Source organism: Leptospira barantonii (genome assembly GCF_002811925.1).
GTDB classification, from domain to species: Bacteria; Spirochaetota; Leptospiria; order Leptospirales; family Leptospiraceae; genus Leptospira; species Leptospira barantonii.
In genome coordinates this window covers 286,886-305,521 of the sequence record NZ_NPDS01000001.1, presented here as the reverse complement: position 1 = coordinate 305,521, position 18,636 = coordinate 286,886, and the positions used below count along the sequence as shown (strand labels likewise).

Genomic DNA, 18,636 nt, shown 5'->3' with positions numbered 1-18,636 from the left:
TCGTTTGTAAAACGAAAAAACGCGGGAACTCCTACCAAAATTGGTGTAGATCAAATACCAAAGTTCAGAAATCTGTGCTCATGAGCCAAATTGAATCCGTTCCAATCGGAACCCTCCCACCCCTGGGGCAGGTTCCTAAAAAAATGTATGCACAGGTCGTTCGTCCCGAGCGTTTCGGCGATCCGATCACAGCAATTCAGGAAGAACTCATCGATGTTCCAGAAATAGCTCCGGACGAAGTACTCGTCGCGGTAATGGCAGCCGGTGTAAATTATAACAACGTTTGGGCCGCACTCGGCTTTCCCGTAGACGTCATCGGCGCAAGAAACAAAAAAGGCGAACCTGAGAAGTTTCACATCGGCGGGTCCGATGCATCCGGTATCGTTTATAAAATCGGCTCCGAAGTTAAGAACGTAAAAGTCGGCGACGAAGTCGTTCTTCACTGCGGAATCTGGGATAAAAACGATCCTTGGGTGAAAGCGGGAAAAGATCCTATGTTCGCGCCTTCTCAGTTGATCTGGGCGTATGAAACCAACTGGGGATCCTTCGCACAATTCTGCAAGGTTCAAGATCATCAGTGTCTTCCAAAACCGAAACATCTCACTTGGGAAGAAGCCGCGGCGTATATGCTCGTAGGAGCTACCGCATATAGAATGCTTCATCACTGGAAACCGAACGACGTACAAAAAGACGACGTGGTTCTGATCTGGGGAGGCGCAGGCGGACTCGGTGCGATGGCGATTCAGATCGTAAAAGCCGCGGGTGGAATTCCAATCGCCGTAGTTTCCGAAGACGATAAAATCGACTTCTGTATGAAACTCGGCGCCGCAGGTGTGATCAACCGTAAGAAGTTCAACCACTGGGGAGCTCTTACTTCCGAGATCAACAAAACCGAAAAATTCGTAGAATGGACCAAAGCCGCTCGCGAATTCGGAAAGGCAATCTGGGACATCGCAGGAAAAGGAAACAATCCTAAGATCGTTTTTGAACATCCGGGCGAAACCACCATTCCTACTTCCACATTCGTTTGTGAAACCGGTGGTATGGTTGTTATCTGCGCGGGAACTACGGGCTACAACGCAACCGTGGATCTTCGTTACCTTTGGATGAGACAAAAACGTCTGCAAGGTTCTCACTTTGCGAACGACGAAAACTCAAAAGGTTTGAACGACTTGGTCATCGAGAAAAAGGTCGATCCTTGTCTTTCTAAAACTTTCGCTTGGAACGAGACCGCACATTCTCACCAGCTGATGAAAGAAAACAAACACCCGGCCGGAAACATGTCGATTCTTGTCGGAGCCGATAAACTGGGATTAGGAAGAAAATAATTTCTTACCGACTTCTCCGATCTTCGGATAAAAAAACCCCGGAAGCGAAAGCCTTCGGGGTTTTTTATTGGAATCGAACGATTCTAAATCGCGCGTCGAACCGTCCTCAAACCAAAACGGGTAATTTATTGGAAGGATGAATCCGATTCAGTTTTTGTTTTAAAAGAGAATAGGTTTTGCCCTTGATCGCATACGAGCCGATGTCCGAGGAAGAATCTCCCGAATAAAAAACCTGCGCTTGTTGTGTGTCGATCTGAACGTTTGTCAAACCCAAGTTCAGGAGTTGTTCCACTTCTTCCCTATAATCAAAAGAACGATCCCCTCTTCTTCTTACGTCCGTGATTTTTCCGTTTTTACAAAACACGTCGTCTCCCATATCGTAAAACTTTCCGATCGGAAAGAGAAGATCCGGAAAATTATCCTGAACGATCAAAGGATGCCATCCGTCCACTTCCATTGGAATCTGATAGGAGAATCTTTCCTTTTGCAGAACATAAACGGATTCGTCCTCCGCGTTCTTAAATGTTCTTAACGCAACGGCGGGCATTTCGGTCGAACCGTATTGTTCGATCAGAAAGATTCCCGGAAATCTCTGAAAGATTTTCTTAATATCGGAGAAATAAATTCTTTCCCCGCCGAGTTTGATTCCTTTCAGATTGGAAAGTGAAACGGAAGAGTCGTCGATCAACTCTCGAATCACGCTCGGATAACAGGAGATGACGTGAGGATCGAAACCGTCTAACTGATCCACTTCGTCGAGTTGAAACGATCTCATAGAAATCGCTCCCATCTGCAGTTTAACGGCGGCTTCCGTATGAGAAATCCCGCCGAACAAAGCGATTCTTTCGGGATAAGTCTGATAGAATTCGACATAAGGCCGAATCACTCTCTTCGCTATGTCCGCTACGTCCGATTTGGACCTTGGAATCAACAAAGGTTCCGATGTGCTTCCGCTGGAAGCCTGAATGATTACGTCTTCTCCGATCGGTTTTTTCTCGAGAAACAAGTTGATCTCTTGTTCCGTAAGTTTTCCCTTCTTAAGAATTTCCAAATATTCTTTTTTTAGATAATCCTTTCCTACATACTCGCTCATTTTCACCTTCTTTATCAAATGACATTGTTTAATTTTTGCGGCGCATTAAAATTAGGATATTAGCTTATACGATATTCCTAATTTCCCATATAACGGACTGATAAACTAATGATCGCTATACGCATTGCCTTCTTTTCATTTCGCCCGTTCTATAATAATCAAATTTCACGGGGAAATTAATTTACCGTTTGACTCTATTATTTCAACTCCATTTAATATCCCTTCAGAATTTTTCACGCTTTTGATTCGAAAAGGGATTTACAATGACGAATTTTCTCCAGCTCAATTATTACTCGATCGGTTACATCTCCGGAACGATTTTCTCCGCGTTCCTCTTGGTTTACCTCTTGAGCTTGAAGGGAAAATCAAAACAAACCTGGTTGTTAGTCGGTTATTTTCTCTTTGCATTGATCCTCAACGTAGGTTTCGTTTTCAGAACATCTCTCTTTACTCAAGAAGTCGCGAAACCCGCGAGTTTCCTCATCGCTCTTTATACTTGTTTTTCGAATTTGGTTCTTCTTTCGTTCATCTATTCCTTTCCAAAGAATAGAAACAAAAAGGAATCCTACGTTTTCTTTTTTATTTTAGCGGCGTTGGGTATCTACGGATATCTGTATTATATATTACAAAATCTTAATTCTGAAGTTTTCTACAACTTCGACACGCAACTTTTCGAATTTCAAACTCCACAATCCACCGCGCCGATGGGTTTGATTCACTTTCTTACGTTTCTTTGGATTCTTACCGTTATCATTCGTAAGACGATCAGCGAAGAAAGAGAATTCAGAAAAATCGAAAACAACGCGGATACGAAATTCTTTCATCTGTTAAGTCCGAACGCGAGAATGCTTCGTTCTTTCGGTTGGGCGGTCGTTTTACACACTTGTTTTTCCGCGGTCTATGTTCTGTACGCGGCCAATAAGATTTCCTTCGCGGACTTTCAGCTCATTCTCACATCCGCTACGAGCCTGCAACTTTTCATCTATACGGTCATCTATCTAAACAATTCCCCCCAACCCTCCTCGTTTATGGTTAAGATCGTGGGGGTCACGTTGGTTACCACTTTGACGATTCTCAGCGTGGTTTCGAGAATCACGTTTCGAATCAACGAAACCTATTTCGACGAAGCTCGAAACATAGAAATCGAAACGATCATCAAGAATATTAGTAAATTAGATAAATCTGTAATTCCGGATAACGTTTTATACGTTTCTTCCAGGCCGAAAAGCGACGGCTTGTTTGCTACCGGCTTTCGAGTAGAACATAGAAAACTCAACGCGATCCAATCCAAACTTCTGTTCCAAAGCGAAGCTTCGGAAATGGGAAAGTATCTAAAGAAGATTCAAAACAAGGTTTTATCCTCGAAAAACGAATGGAAAGACTATTACGGAATCGAGGAGAATTCCTCCGTATCCGTTTCCAATCGTATGTATCGATCCTTAAAACTGGCGAACGGAGAAACGATTCTTCTCGTTCGTTATCTGTTTAAAAGCGGGGATTCCATCTACGAGGTCGCTTATCCGTATTCTTCTTATATGGAGATGGTTCATTCGATCGTTCTAAAGATGGCGACCTTGATCGTGTTCACCGCATTGTTGATTCTATTATTATTCCCTTATCTATTCCACGGAGGATTGATCCGTCCTTTGATGTCTCTTTTAAGCGGAGTTAAGGAAGTCAACGAAGGTCAATACGAGGTTTCCGTTCCGGTGCAAGCCGAGGACGAGATCGGATTCCTGTCCAGATCCTTCAATCACATGGTTGCTTCGATTCGATCGGCTCAGGAAAAACTGCAAGACTACGCGGAAACTCTGGAAGAGAAAGTCGTAGAAAGAACTACCGAACTTCAACAAAGTTTGGAGAAGGTTCAAGAACTCAAAACGAAACAGGACGCGGACTATTATCTCACTTCTCTTTTGATTCAACCTCTCGGTCAGAACAAATCCTCATCGGAAAACGTATTCGTAGAATTCTTAACCGAACAAAAAAAGAAATTTCAATTCAAACGTTGGGCTTCCGAGATCGGGGGAGATCTTTGTGTTTCGAGTAAGATCACTCTCAAGGGAAAAAGTTATTCCGTCATTCTCAACGGAGACGCGATGGGTAAGTCCATGCAGGGAGCCGGAGGTGCGTTAGTTCTCGGCTCCGTATTCGAAGCGATCTTGGAACGTTCCAGAAATTCCTTCGACGTGATGAATCTTTTTCCGGAGCGTTGGTTAAAGAATACTTTTATAGAACTTCATAATATATTCACGAGCTTCGACGGCACGATGCTCGTTTCCGTTTTTGTCTGTCTTCTCGACGAAGAATCCGGTCTTCTGTATTATATGAACGCGGAACATCCCCTTCCCGCTTACTACAGGGACGGGGTAGCGAACTTTCTTCCTCATCGTTTCTTTTATAGAAAACTCGGAATGCCGATCAACATGGAAACTAGTCTTCACATCAACACGTTTCAGTTTCAACCGGACGACGTATTGTTGATCGGTTCGGACGGAAGGGACGACATTCTCATCCAAGACGAATCCGGTTCGAACATGAACGAAAACGAGGAACTCTTCTTACGATGTGTGGAAAGAGCGAACGCAAATCTGCAAGAGATCGTCAAACAGATCAAAGGCGCCGGAGAAGTTACGGACGACATCTCCCTGATCCGAGTGGAATACAGACTGAACAACGCGGTAGAACTCGTTGAATCCGAAGAGATCAACAAGGCTTACAAAAAAGCGCATCAGGAATTCAAACAGAAAAACTACGACGATACGATTCCTCTTCTCGAAGAGATTCTCGCGAAAGATCCGATCTATCAAAGAAGCAGAAAAATTCTCAAACTTCTTACAAACGCCTATATTCAAAAAAAACAATATCAAAAAGCGGCGGAAATCGCGCTTCACTACAGCAACACAAGCCCGGACGATTCCGATTGTCTTTTTATTCTTTCCAAATGTTATAAGAATTCTGGCAACATAAAGAACGCGACCGACTTCGGAGAAAGACTCAGACTTAGAAATCCGGAACATAAACAAAACTTAATACATCTTTCAGAAATATATCAGACCGCCGGCGACGTAAGCCGCGCTACGATGTTGATCAACGAGGCCAAATATTATGAGAATAACGGAAACCACAGTGAACAGTGAAGACACCTTAATTTCGAATATTAAAAAAGTAAAACAATACGCCCCTTCGACCGAAAGAAGGGAACACGGCCGTATCGACGTTCGTATGGGCGGGGACATCATTCTGTTCGCTTCTCATCCGAACTGGAAGGAAACGAAAGAATTCAAGGTTTTGGATTATTCCTCCCTGGGACTCGGAATCGAAAGTCTGGATAAGAATTTGGATTTATCGAACGACGAACTCAAGGAAAACATTTCGATCAAGGTAGACTTCAGACTTTCACCGAAAGACACAAACCCGTACAACTTCATCTGTCGTATCGCCAACAAATCGCAAAAGGAGAACCAACCGGTTCGATTGGGACTTCATCGTCTTTTGGGTTCGGAGGATATGTTCGGCGATAAAGCCGAAAGCCTCATGGAAATCTCGGATCAGATTCCTCTTTTCGGTTTAATGGATCATCCTTTTTTATACGATCAGACTTCGCTTATCAAAGTGAAACGAATCTCCAAAAAACAATTCCTGATCGAAAACTACGATCTGTCTCTTGCGATCTTCCCTTCCATGGAAATCGTCTTCAGTCTGAATCTATTCACGGGTAACGAACCGATTCACGCAAAGGTCGAGGCCGTTCGTCCGATCGCCGGCGGGATCAGCTTCTTGGCGAACATAGATTTTCTTTCGGAAAACACAGAAAAGGCGATCGTCCGTTATTTTCTCCGATTGATAGACATCGGTCCGTTCGCTCTGAGAAAAATCGGATTCAATACCGCTAATATAAAAAACATCATGACGTATCGTTTCGTCAAGTCTCAGCAGGAATACGTCGAAGTATTGAAGTTAAGAAAACTTGCGTATTCCGCGGTTAAAAAACTGAGTAAGGAAGCGGATCTTTCGGACGTTTCCCATTGGTACGATCCGAACAGTAGGATTATCACCGCTTGGCATCACAATCGTCTGATCGGAAGTGCGAACGTATTCTTTGCAAACGGAGAAGACATCCCTTTCGAACTGCAAAGACATATCAAACCGGAAGAATTCAAAAAACTTCCGAATCCTAAGGACATGATCGAAGTTGTGGGTTTGTGTATGCATCACGATTATCGCAAAAGCGATATTCTGATGGGAATCTTCGAAAGAATCTTCCACGTTTTGATCACGACCAACAAATCCTATATCGTTGCGGCTTCCGATCCTTATCTTTGGAAAGTGTACGAACCTTTAGGTTTTGAAAAAACCGGAATCAAATACACTCTTCATAAAACGAGAGAACTGGTTCTGGACGTAATCATGGTTCACAGAAGGGTGGGAACATACGGCGGTCTAAAACTGGATCCGATGCGTTGGAACGAACTCTATCGCGACATGTCCAGATATTTGGACGGTCAAGGCGCGTTGCCGAAGACAATGGGTTATAAGATTCTTTCTCCGATCTACAAAACCTATATCGAATACGCGAAGTTTTTGGACAATTCTCATCAGATGATCAAACAGACTCAGCAGGGAATCATCCAATCGGGAATCGTTCAAAAAGTATTGGATTACGAAATCATAAAACGATTTATCGATAACTATCAAAATCAATCCGAGAACGGAAAAAACAACAACTCGGACGGAGAAAGAAACTCCTAACGTTCGATGAGGTTGTAAAAGGGTGCGATTCTATAACGGATGATGAAGGAACGTATGATCCGTTCGTATTCTTTCGGATTTCTGTTCCAATTCTCGCTGTGTTTCGCATTCCACGTTGTTAGGTGAATTTCCTTTTCCTGAACGGATAACTTGGAGAAAATTCTTTCCGAATGAGAAGGCAAAGTCGCAATGTCCGCGGCGGAGTGCATCAACAAGGTCGGAGTTTTGATATCCTCCGCAAAAGACTCGGGGGAAGAATCCTTTAAGTCCGCACCCGATCGCACAGACGCAAGCCATATCGCGGAAGGCAACATCGTCAAGATCAAAGAAGAATATTGAACGATGGCCCGTTCTTGAAACACCGCAGTGGCCTTGCTGTAAGAAGAATCCGCAAGAAGAAAGGAGAATCGTTCCCCCGACTTCGCAAGAGCGAGTAGAGAAATCGCGGCGCCCATGGATTGACCGGCGATCGCAATTTCGGAGGATTTCAAACCGGTTCTGTTTTTAAACCACTGTATGATATCCAAAAGATCGTCCTTCTCGTAATAACCGTAAGTGGACGATTCTCCCGTACTCAAACCGTGATAACGAACGTCATAAACCAGGGAAGAACATCCCAAACGATAAAAAAACTGCGCGTATTTGAGAACCGCGTATCGAGTGACCGTATAACCGTGAGTAATCACCGAACCGCAACGTTTCTTATGTTTCGGTTCGAACAACCAAGCCTTGATCGTGACTTGGTTTAAAGGAATCGTTACCTCGGTAGGATTATCGTCTAAACCGAATTTGGCGAGAGACGCGATGTTCTGCTCCCTTTTATCTTCTTCTAAAGTTTTTTTCTTAAAATGAATGATCTGATCCGAAAAATAAAACACTGCGAGTGCATAAGAAACGGAAACTAAACTTAAAATTATGACAAATCGTTTCATAGATAGGCTACCATTCGAAAAATGTAATTTAAGGAAATCGAACCTTCAGTCAATCTATTATTGCGTACGAAGTGAACAAAATGACAAAAAAAAGTTTTTTATCTAACAATCGGACTAAAAAAACATAATTTAAGAACGAACCGTTAATTTGAATATTATTCTATTTTGATACGATTTCTTTTCGAAAAGAGGAATGAACGTCCTATAAAACGGATTGATTTTTTTCGTTTTTTTAGATACCGTTTCTTTCCCAATCCATCGATTGTTTTAAAAACTCATGCACCTTCCCAAAGCGATTCTTTTCACTCAATGTCTTCAAAACGATTTTACGGCTCTCATCGAAAAATACGATCCGCTTCCAAACGCTTTACACGTCGGTTATCAGGAAGCAAAACGTCTATTAGGCGAGATGGTCGAATACGGTCCGGTTCATTCTTTGATAGAATGGGCTTATTCCGTGGATAAAAAAGATCTTTGGATCGTTCATATACGCGACTGGCACGACCTAACGGATTCTTCTCAAAAAGAACATCTTTCCCAATTCGGTTCTCATTGTATTAAAAATACCAAAGGCGCCGAGTTCGTTTTCGAATCCTGGATCGGAAATCAAAAGGACAGACACGAAATCGTAAACGCGTCCGGTTTGAACGATTTTGTGGACACGTCCTTGGAGGAAATTCTCAAACCGTTAAAAGGACATTCGATCAAGGTGGGAATCACCGGAGTTTGGACCGAAGCAAAGATTCAATTTCTTGCATACGATCTCAGAACTCGTTATCCCGAATGGGAGTTGGCGATCTGCCCCGCTCTTACCGCGTCCTCTTCGATCGGAATGCACTTCATTGCCTTGGATCAGATGCGCGAAATTTTAGGCGTAAAAATTTTTCCGTCCATCGGAGCGTTCACTTCCTTTTTAAGCGGGACCGTTCCTAACTTGGAAAAAAGAATCACACACTCTAGAATTTCAACGGATCATTTTCGTTACGACGATTCGTACAGGATCGGAGATACGGACGAAAAACTTCTTCTATATCTTTTCCGCGATTGTAAAGACGTGGAGTTCCGTTGTTTGGACGGAGGGTTTTCCGGCAATGTTGTATTAAAATCCAAGTCGGTGGATCACATCGGTCACAATCAGGTTCCTTCCGTGATTAAGATCGGGCCTAGGGATTTGATCGCCAAGGAAAGAATTTCCTTTGAAAGAATCGAAGAGGTTCTCGGAAACAACGCTCCTTCGATCGTGGACTTCGCCGAACTGGAAACAAGGGGTGCGATCAAATACCGTTACGCGGCAATGCTCGAAGGGAACGTAAGAACGTTCCAAAAAACGTTTGAAAATTCGGAGAATGTGCAGGAATTGAACTCCGTCCTAGACGTGGTGTTCTTAAAACAACTCGGAAAACTATACGAAGCGGCCTCCCAAGAGAAGTTAAACTTATTAGAATATTATGATTTTCAATCCAAGTATGCGCCGGGTGTTCGCAAAAGAACCGAAACCATTCTCGGGAAACCGGCCACGGGCGATACGATCGAAATCGATTCCGGAGTTTCCGTTCGAAACGTTTGTAAATTCTACGAAGAGGATCTGGTTTCTCTTAAAGAATACGCGGCCGTCGCTCATTATACTTCTTATGTACACGGGGATTTAAACGGGGCCAACATCATACTGGACGCTCAGAACAACGTGTGGTTGATCGATTTTTTTCACACTCACAAAGGACATATTCTCCGAGATCTGATCAAACTCGAGAACGACATTCTATTCATATTCACGAAAATTCAAAACGTCGAAGAATGGAAAGAAGCGATTCTACTCAGCGACGAACTGATGAAAGTCGCGGACTTAGGAGTTCCGCTTCCCGAAACTTCCAAAAGAATTTGGAAACATCCTAAGATCGCAAAGGCTTATTCAGTGATCTCACATCTCCGTTCTTTTTATCCTTCCTTGATAAGAATGGATCGCGATCCGTATCAACTACACGCGGCCGCACTTCGATACGCGATGCACACACTTTCTTTCGACGAATCGAACGAATGGCAAAAGAAATGGGCCTTGTATCACGGAAGTCTTTGTATAGAAGGAATCCGAGAATACATTCAAAGATCCAAAACTCTTCGAATCGATTTTCTCAAAACGGATCCGCACGATCAAAATTTTTCGAAGATCGGACTCACCATTCTTCCGGGAAGAAAGGATCGTGATAGAAATTTGGAAGAGGACATAGACACGATTCAAAAAGAAGGAATCACTCATATACTTTGTCTGTTGACCGAAAACGAATTTTTAGAATACGGAGTGAAGGATCTCAAAACGCAATACGAAAAACACGGATTGAAAGTCTATCATTGTCCGGTTTTGGATCAGACCGCGCCCTTGTTCGACCAGGCGATTCCCGCGTTGGAATGGATGGACAAAGCGATCTCAAAAAACGGAAAAGTTCTCATACACTGCGTGGGAGGTTTGGGAAGATCGGGAACCTTGGCCGCGGCGTATACGATCTGGAAGGAAAAACTCGACGCGAAGGAAGCGATCTCCTTAGTGCGGGAATCCAGAAGCGGAAGAGCGATCGAATCCAGAATTCAGGAAGAATTCCTGGCGGACTTCGAAATCAAAGTAAAACATTAGAATATTCTAATTTTAGAATATTCCGTCAATCTCCGAGCAAGGTCACTCCCTGCCAATTTTCGGGAACTCCGAATCTGCAGTTGTGAACCGATTTTTCCAGATAAACTCGGGCGGCTTGATCGGCCCGATTTTTTTCCAAGATCCTGTTGAAAACGACGCAGGCTTCCTCGAAATGTTTCTCACGGAACAAAAGAATTCCTCGCTCGAATTCCTCGCGTGTGTTCATGTAGGAATCGATTAAGGTTTCGGGAAGCCCGTTGAACACTTCCAAAACCGTATAGACACTTCTTTGTTCCCGAATCTGAACCCGATCCACAACTCGATAATAGTATTTGGATGAATTTGTTAAACGAAATAAAGTCGAGTCCGTAATCAACAGGGAAGAATCATACATCTTCGACAACTGACCGATCTTAGACGCAACGCTCACCGACGAGGAAATAACCGTACTTTCCATTCTTTCCGCTTCACCGATCGTTCCGAGAAGAATCGGCCCGGTATGAATCCCACTTCCGGAACGGACCGGATCTTTTCCTTTCGCGATCCTTTCTCGATTGAACTCTCTTAGAATTCTTTGAATTTCAACCGCGCTTTCCAACGCCTTTTCGGGTTCGGGTGGAAAAAGCGCAAGAAACGCTTCGCCAAAATACTTATCGATAAATCCGTCACGTTCCCGAATCGCGGGCCCGACCTTTCCGAGAAAGGAATTGATGAACTCGAAATTCTCCTTTCCGTCCATCTGTTCGGCGAATTCGGAAAAGGTTCGAATTTCGTTGTAGAGAAGACTCATCTCCTCTTCCGCGATGTCCCCGAGTTTTATGTCGAGAATATCATGTTTATTTAATATTTTAAGAAGTTCCCTCGGAACGAACAGCCCGTAAGAAGAATTCACCTTCTTTAAACTTTCGGACATATCCTCCACCGCGTCGAAGGCCAAAGAATATCGTTTCGCCAAAAGGAATGCTTCGGAAAAAATCAGAGCGATCAAACCGAAGGGCGCGAGGATAAACGTGGGAATGATTCTTTTGTTGTAGAAGATGTCCTGACTGTACGCGAGAAAAATCGCGGACATACCGATCATAATCGCGATCGCACCCGGTTTTTTTCGGATTAACGCAAGCATCAATACGAAGAACCCTGACGCAAAACAAAGGAACGTAAAAACGTAATAGTATTCGATCGTTCCCGTAAACAAAACCGGATCCTGAGAAACCACGACCAAGGAAAAGATCGAAGCGATAAAAACGACCGCGTAGTGAAGTTCCTTTCTCATTTCATCCGGGAACAACGCTCGTAAAAACGCGGTGGTGATCGGAGGAATCAGATAAAAACTCAAATACACGATTCTCATGTGAAGGTGATAGGAAACTCCGGGGAAAATCACTTGGATGAGATTCTGCCCCGTGGTGATCTCTCTAAAACAAAAAACGAAACAAAGAGTTCCGAAATATAAAAGGGCGACGTCCTTCTTTCTCAAAAAATAAAGAGTGAAATGATACAAGGCCATCGCGACCAAGAACCCGAGAAGAAAAACGTCCACGGTCATTCTTTTTTCACGGAGACGAATGATCTGATCCTCGTTTCCCAATATCAAACGCGCTGTCAAACCGCCTCTTGCATGATAAAAGTTTGATATAGGAATTCGTATTAGGAATTCCTGTTTTTGTATTTGAAACGGAAGAATCTTCACGTTCCATTCCGGAGTGGAAGAATCCGCGGCTTTCCCCGGAACTCCGTGCGCTCCAATTTTATTTCCGTCGATCCAAACTTCGTAAGCGGTTTCGGAAGTTTCGGCCAAGATCGCAAAATTTACCGGCTTCTTATTTTCGGGAAGAATCACTTTCAAAAAATATGTTGCGATTCCGGTTCCCGGATAATTCTTTCCATCGGAGTCTTGAATCCGGGTCCAAGCCTTTGGAACCGGCATGATTCTGTTTTTTTCAGGCTCGATGTTCGGGCTTTCCGCAAATTCGTTCCAACGAAAAGTCCAATCGCCTTGTAGAGCTACGGGGCCGTATTCTTCAAAATTCCAAGACGAAAGATCGATCGCGCCGGAAGACGCGGAGATATGAGGACGCTCCGATTCCAAAGCGCAATGATTTAAAACAAAAAAGAGTCCAAGAAGAACAAATACTCGTCTTTGAAAAAAGCTATGGAAAGTCATGGAGCCTTTCTTGATTCTCTCCCTCGAAGTTCGAGTCGGTCAAGTTGAATATTCGACCTGACCTATTTGCGAAACGAAGATTTTTTTTTAAACATCCAAGACCGTAATACCGTCCCAATTGTTTGGGGAACCGAATCTACAGTAATGAATCGACTTTTCAAGATACCAGCGCGCGGGTTGATCCATTTTGTTTCTTTCCAAAACCCGATTGAAAATCACGCAGGCTTCCTCGAAATTTCTTTGTCTGAAGTTTGCGATTCCGCGTTCGAATTCTTCTTTCGTGTCCATAAACTGATCGAGAAGGGATTCGGATTGTCCATTAAAAACTTCTAAAATCGTCACAACCGAGTTGTGACCTTTCAACTGAATCCGATCGATGACACGCATGGAATACTTTTCGGGATTTTCCAAACCGAATAAAACGTGATCCGTAATCAAAATCGAAGAATCGAACAATCTGCAAAGCTGTCCGACTCGAGTCGCTAAAGTAACGGAAGGAGAAATCACTGCGCCTTCCATCCGTTCCGATTCTCCGATAGTTCCGAGAAGAATCGGCCCTTTGTGAAGACCCGTTCCGACTCGAACGGCTTCTTTACCCTTGCCGATTCGAATCATATTAATTTCTTTTAATATACCCTGGATCCCAACGGCGCTTTCCAGAGCGTCTTCCGCCTTTTGGGAGAATAGGGACAGAAACGCGTCTCCGAAATATTTATCGATGAATCCGTTCTTATCCCGGATCAAAGGCCCGACCTTACCCAAGTAAGAATTGATGAATTCGAAATTCTCCTTTGCGTTGGCTTGATCACCGATGAACTGAGCCGTTCGGATCTCGTTGTAAAGAATCGTCATTTCCTCTTCGGCGACGTCTCCGAGTTTTACGTCGATGAAATTGTGTTCGTTCAGAATTTTCAGAAATTCCCTCGGAACAAAAAGTCCGTACGAAGTATTCGTTTTGTTAAGCGACTTCGTAAGATCCACGATCGCGCCGAACGCCTGAGAATAACGGTTCGCAAGAAGATAAGCCTGTGAAAAAACCATCGCGAGCAGACCGATCGGCGAAAAATAACCCGTATTGATGATTCTTTTATTGTAGAGCGTATCCTGAAGAAAAACGGCAAAGAACACGAGCAAACCGCTGAGCAAAAGAATCGCGCCGCTTCTTTTTTTAAGAATCGCCGTCACAAGAATAAAAAAACCGTAAAAGAAAACGAAGAACGTGAAAAGATAATAAACGTCTATCGTTCCGGTGAAGAACGAAGGAGGAGTGATCGCTACGATCGCGGAGGACAAACCGCCGATAATTAGAATTCCATAATATAAATAAGAATTGAATTCGGTCGGAAACAAAGAACGAAAAAACGCCGCAAAAACCGGAACGGCCAGATAAATGGAAAGATAAACGAGTTTGGAATGAATCGAATAATCCAAACCCGGAACCAGAATCTGAACCAGATTCTCCCCCGTACTCATGGCCCTAAAACAATAAATAAAACACAATATACCGAAATAGAGAACCGACTTCTCCTCTTGTCTCAAGAAAAACAAAGTCAAATGATACAAGGCCATAATCGCAAGACTTCCGAAAACGAAGACCTCCAACGTAAGTCTTTTTTCCCGGATCGATTGAATCGAAGAACTTTTGCCGATAAAAAATTTTCCGGTAAGCCCTCCCCGTGCATGATGAAAATTTGATATTAGAATTTTAAGAACTATTTCCTTATCCTTGTTGTGGAACGAAAAAATCTTTTTGTTCCATTCCGGTCTGGAAGTTTCGGCGCTAACTCCCACGTTACCCACCTCGCCGAGTTTTTGCGAGTTCAGATAGATTTCATACGCGGTTTCGGAAATATCCGTCTGAAACGCAAGTTCCTGATCGAGAAAAGAATCCGGTAAACGAATCTTTAAAAAATAAGTCGCGTAACCAAGAGAGGTATAATTCTTTTCCTGAGAATCCGGAAGTTTGATCCAAGCCTTCGGCACGACTGCGAAATCCGAATTTTCCGTCCACACTTCGGAGGAAAAATTCTTCCATAAGAATCGAAATTCTCCTTCCAAAAGAGCGGGACCGTTTTTATCAAAATCCCATTCTCTCAAATCCAGAACACCGCGTTCGGCTTTTGGAAACTGAGTGGGCGAAAGCCAATCGCAGGATAAAAAAAGAAGACAACATAGGCAGACGGAAAATCGCACAAGGCTCATAATGATACCGAAAAGTTCTTTCGAGTTATACGAAATTATGCGTTGTTAAACGAATAGGTCAATGAATATTCAAACTCTATAAATCAATTCTCATCAAGAATTCCGGATTGATTTGTTAACAATCAGATGTCACAGCTTCGGTTTAAATTCATTCTCCCGCAGACGAACGCGTTCGTCCTTTTAATAAAATCGGTTTACGCAATCTCGATTCTTTCAATCGCCGTTCTCGGCGCCTGGATTCCGCTCGGATCGGAAGGCGACAATCTATCCGTTATCAAAAAAAGATTCGAGGAAGAATGGAAAAAGAAAAACTTTCCGTTTTCCTTCGAGTTCGGAAGCGGAGAAGAATTCTGCAAAAACGATTGGAACAAGGACGGAATCGAAGACTTCGCGTTCACGATGCGCGTCAAACAAACGGATTCTTCGGATGAAAAAGCCATGGATCAAAACGGATTTCTTGGGATCGCCTTAGGAGATCCGAAAGGAAATTACCGTTTCGATTCGATGATACCGATGATTCCCTGCAACGCCTGCGGAGGAGTTTACGGAAGACCGGAGATCACCTTACAGTGCTCAGGCGGAAAGATCAAAGTAAATTCGTACGGCGGTTCGAATTGGAGATGGTCCAACTCGGAAACGATCCGGTTTAAATCTTCAGCTTGGCAATGGATCGGAAGCGATACTTACAGTTATCATACTTCTTTCGGGGACGGTTTGAAACATTCCTTCAATCGGATCAATCTCGATTCTTCCCGAAGTTACGATGGAAAAATGGAATCGGAACAGGAATCCATTCCGCCCCGAAAAGAAATTCGGTTTAAAAAAATTCTCTCCTCTCAAACTCAAAACGGATTTTCCTTCGGCGCGGCTTGGGATTTTTTACCGGTTCTTCCTTTTGAAATTCAGGATCGAAATTGGATGATCGGCAAAAACAATTCTTGGAAAGGACCGCAGGATCTTTCGTTTCGGATTCGATCCGGTTGGAATTCTCAATTTCTTGCGCTACAGGTTTCCGTCAAAGACGATCAAATTCGATTTTGCAATTCTCAATTCGCGTCGAGGGATTGTGATCGGGTCGAGTTTACCGCCGATCTCGATTCCACTCTCCTCGACTTCGACACGAATGCCGGACTTCGTAAAAAAATCGGCCCCAAAGGAATTCTCCTTTCGTTTCGAATATTAGAAAACGGCAAAATAGAAATACTCCGGAACGGCAAAAAATATCCCAAAGAAGACGTGGAAGCCGCTCTTCAATCGTCTTCGGACGGTTATACGATTCGGTTTAAAATTCCATGGAAGACGTTCGGAAAAGAAAACGTTTCGGGTCTTTCCGAGGGTTTTAAATTCTTAGCAAGCGTTGCCGTTTTGGATTTCGACGGGGATTCAAAACCTTTACAGAAAATGGCGACTTCGGAGATCGAGGACCAAGATCCGTATACATTGGGAGAATTGGAACTTATTTCCGGAAAATATTCTTTGGGAACTTGGAAGCAAGAAAACTAAAGATAAAATCCGGAAAGGGAATATGATAGAATTATGATATTCCCACTTCTCATTCAAAAAAACTTCCTCCACTCAATCGAAACTATTTTTAGTTTGTTATCAACATTATCTGAATTATAAATTCGAAGTGTGAAAAAACTTCCCTAACAATCATTCTCGCACCTACCGCAATATCAAAAACTTTTCAACTTTTAAAACAAAACTATTCAACGAACAAAGATAAGGCAGGCAAGAAAAGAGCTTATCGCCTTATCAAATGAATAAAAAAATACTATAGCAATCCTATTCATTTCTATAATTAGAATTAATTTTATTGCCTACATCTTAATTAAATTAAACACACATTAGAATATTATTATTTTTTAATAGTTATTATTAAAAACAAATCATTTGTGTTTTTTTATATTTTTATTAAAAACTTTGACCTACATTCACAAGCAAAAGAAATAACCTACAAGTGATAGTTACTCACTTAAACAAAACAAATGAGGTTTTTCATGAAAGGAAATATAACAAAAGCAATCGCGGGGTTAGCACTGATGCTTACATTGGTAGCTTGCAAACCAAAGGATGATGGAAACGATGATGTCGTAACGGCGGGATTGCTTTATTTAGTGGATCAAACCAGCGGGAACTGCGCTATGGTTACAAGAACAAGCTCAACTTTGTATTCAGCGCAATTGAACGTCATTCCAAAGGGAGGTTGCAACCAAGCAACACTTACGGGTTCCACTTTAGCCGATGCAACCGTGCTGACCCAAGGTAAATATGATACCGCAATCACGTTAGCGACGTCATTAGGCTGTAATTCAACCACGATCACGAACTTAACAAATTCAAAAAACAACGTAGCGACTACAAACTCGACCGCCGCGGCTCAAACCGCTTTTGATACAACCGCTGAGAAAACCAGATTCTATCCGATTGCCGACCTACGTGCGGAAGGAATTGCGCCTTTTAAAGTTATGTTGGGAGCGTTGGGATTTTCCGAAGCGGAAATTCTTGCATTGAATCTTCTCGATGTGAATCTTTTCAAAAATCTGAACTATACGAGCCTTATTGCAACTGCGGCCGCTTCGGCAACTGATACCGCTTGCGTAACTGCAGTGACAAACAAAATAGCCACAGACTTTAGCGGCGTTTTAATGTTGGATGCTACCGCAAACACCAAAGCAAAGATATCAAAACTTGCAGTCGGCGCTTGCACTTACGGAAGTAGCTCCACCGCGACAAACACTTGCGCAACTTTGAATACACAATTCTAAGCCACATTCGACTTGCGTTAGAACAAAAAAAAGGTCATCGAAAGATGGCCTTTTCATCAGCTTCACAGGGAAGAATTTATCAATGTTTTTTAGAAAGTATCGTTCTTATCTTTTCTTTTGGATCCTTTTTTTTGCGGTTTCGACCTGCAACTCCCCTTTTCAAGGAACTCCACTCGATCAAAATAAAGACGGCTCAGTTGATAATACTCTTTATACGAAAACAGATTCAAAGATTTCTATATTTATGGAAACCTTCGAGTATCAAAAGAAAACTCCGGACGATTGGATGTGGTTAAAAATGGATTCGCAGGATCCGAAATCTTTAGAGATATTCTACAATGAAAGCGCCGTAAAAAACCCGCAAAGAGTGGATCGAAAAATCTGGTTTGGCCCCGACAATGTTAAACTCATTGAAAAAAATGATACGGATGCGGACGGTTTTTTTGAGACGACCCAATATTATAACAAATTTGCAAAACCGAAAACAAACTCGGGGATTGTTGCGAGAATCGAAATAGATTCCGATCAAGATCGTAAGGCCGAAATTTGGATTTATCCGATGAAAAGAATCGAATTGGATATGAATCGAGACGGAATTCCGGATAAAATGAGTAACGATTTTAAAATAATTTCGGAAACCTTAAAGAATTATAAATCTTTTACACAAAGAAAGGGTTTCATGGAACTTTCGCGAAACCAATCTTGGACGCTTCACCCAGAACTAATCCAAGAGGAATCTTTAAAAGCGATGATCCCCTTCTCTCTTTAATC

At 42.8% G+C, this 18,636-nt stretch carries 11 protein-coding genes; 7 read left to right on the top strand and 4 right to left on the bottom strand.

Features of this window, described 5'->3' with window-relative positions; genetic code table 11:
• Positions 1-80 precede the first annotated feature (80 nt).
• Positions 81-1,328 (top strand): crotonyl-CoA carboxylase/reductase, encoded by a 1,248-nt coding sequence (gene ccrA / locus CH367_RS01390; RefSeq protein ID WP_100760727.1) that lies wholly within the window; start codon positions 81-83, stop codon positions 1,326-1,328.
• A gap of 106 nt (positions 1,329-1,434) precedes the next feature.
• Here ccrA and CH367_RS01385 read toward each other — a convergent pair whose 3' ends face one another.
• Positions 1,435-2,421 carry a phenylacetate--CoA ligase family protein gene (locus CH367_RS01385; protein WP_100760726.1) on the bottom strand — a complete coding sequence of 329 codons (987 nt, stop codon included), beginning with the start codon at positions 2,419-2,421 and terminating at the stop codon, positions 1,435-1,437.
• 263 nt (positions 2,422-2,684) lie between these two features.
• Between CH367_RS01385 and CH367_RS01380 the strand changes: the two genes are divergently transcribed.
• A complete protein-coding gene (locus tag CH367_RS01380) occupies positions 2,685-5,561 on the top strand; it encodes a SpoIIE family protein phosphatase (protein ID WP_100760725.1) in 2,877 nt (958 codons plus the stop codon).
• On the top strand, positions 5,551-7,173 hold the full coding sequence (locus tag CH367_RS01375; protein ID WP_100760724.1) for an N-acyl amino acid synthase FeeM domain-containing protein: 1,623 nt from the start codon (positions 5,551-5,553) through the stop codon (positions 7,171-7,173). Before CH367_RS01380 ends, CH367_RS01375 begins: the two co-directional genes overlap by 11 nt.
• Here CH367_RS01375 and CH367_RS01370 read toward each other — a convergent pair.
• On the bottom strand, positions 7,170-8,105 hold the full coding sequence (locus CH367_RS01370) for an alpha/beta hydrolase (protein ID WP_100760723.1): 936 nt from the start codon (positions 8,103-8,105) through the stop codon (positions 7,170-7,172). The genes CH367_RS01375 and CH367_RS01370 overlap by 4 nt on opposite strands.
• A gap of 277 nt (positions 8,106-8,382) precedes the next feature.
• On the opposite strand from CH367_RS01370, the gene CH367_RS01365 reads away from it, so the two are divergent.
• Complete coding sequence (locus CH367_RS01365) at positions 8,383-10,731, top strand: dual specificity protein phosphatase family protein (RefSeq protein ID WP_100760722.1); 2,349 nt, start codon at positions 8,383-8,385, stop codon at positions 10,729-10,731.
• 25 nt (positions 10,732-10,756) lie between these two features.
• On the opposite strand, the gene CH367_RS01360 is transcribed toward CH367_RS01365, so the two are convergent.
• Positions 10,757-12,895 carry an adenylate/guanylate cyclase domain-containing protein gene (locus CH367_RS01360; RefSeq protein WP_100760721.1) on the bottom strand — a complete coding sequence of 713 codons (2,139 nt, stop codon included), beginning with the start codon at positions 12,893-12,895 and terminating at the stop codon, positions 10,757-10,759.
• Between the two features lie 87 nt (positions 12,896-12,982).
• A complete protein-coding gene (locus CH367_RS01355) occupies positions 12,983-15,097 on the bottom strand; it encodes an adenylate/guanylate cyclase domain-containing protein (protein WP_100760720.1) in 2,115 nt (704 codons plus the stop codon).
• 126 nt (positions 15,098-15,223) lie between these two features.
• Here CH367_RS01355 and CH367_RS01350 point away from each other — a divergent pair, with 126 nt between their 5' ends.
• The 3 genes from CH367_RS01350 to lsa25.6 all read left to right on the top strand — a co-directional run bounded on the left by CH367_RS01350 (position 15,224) and on the right by lsa25.6 (position 18,634).
• Positions 15,224-16,600 carry a sugar-binding protein gene (locus CH367_RS01350; protein WP_100760719.1) on the top strand — a complete coding sequence of 459 codons (1,377 nt, stop codon included), beginning with the start codon at positions 15,224-15,226 and terminating at the stop codon, positions 16,598-16,600.
• 539 nt (positions 16,601-17,139) lie between these two features.
• Entirely contained in the window at positions 17,140-17,865 is a 726-nt protein-coding gene (locus CH367_RS01345) for a hypothetical protein (protein ID WP_125226080.1), read from the top strand.
• 82 nt (positions 17,866-17,947) lie between these two features.
• A complete protein-coding gene (lsa25.6, locus tag CH367_RS01340) occupies positions 17,948-18,634 on the top strand; it encodes an Lsa25.6 family adhesin (protein WP_100760717.1) in 687 nt (228 codons plus the stop codon).
• Positions 18,635-18,636: the final 2 nt, after the last annotated feature.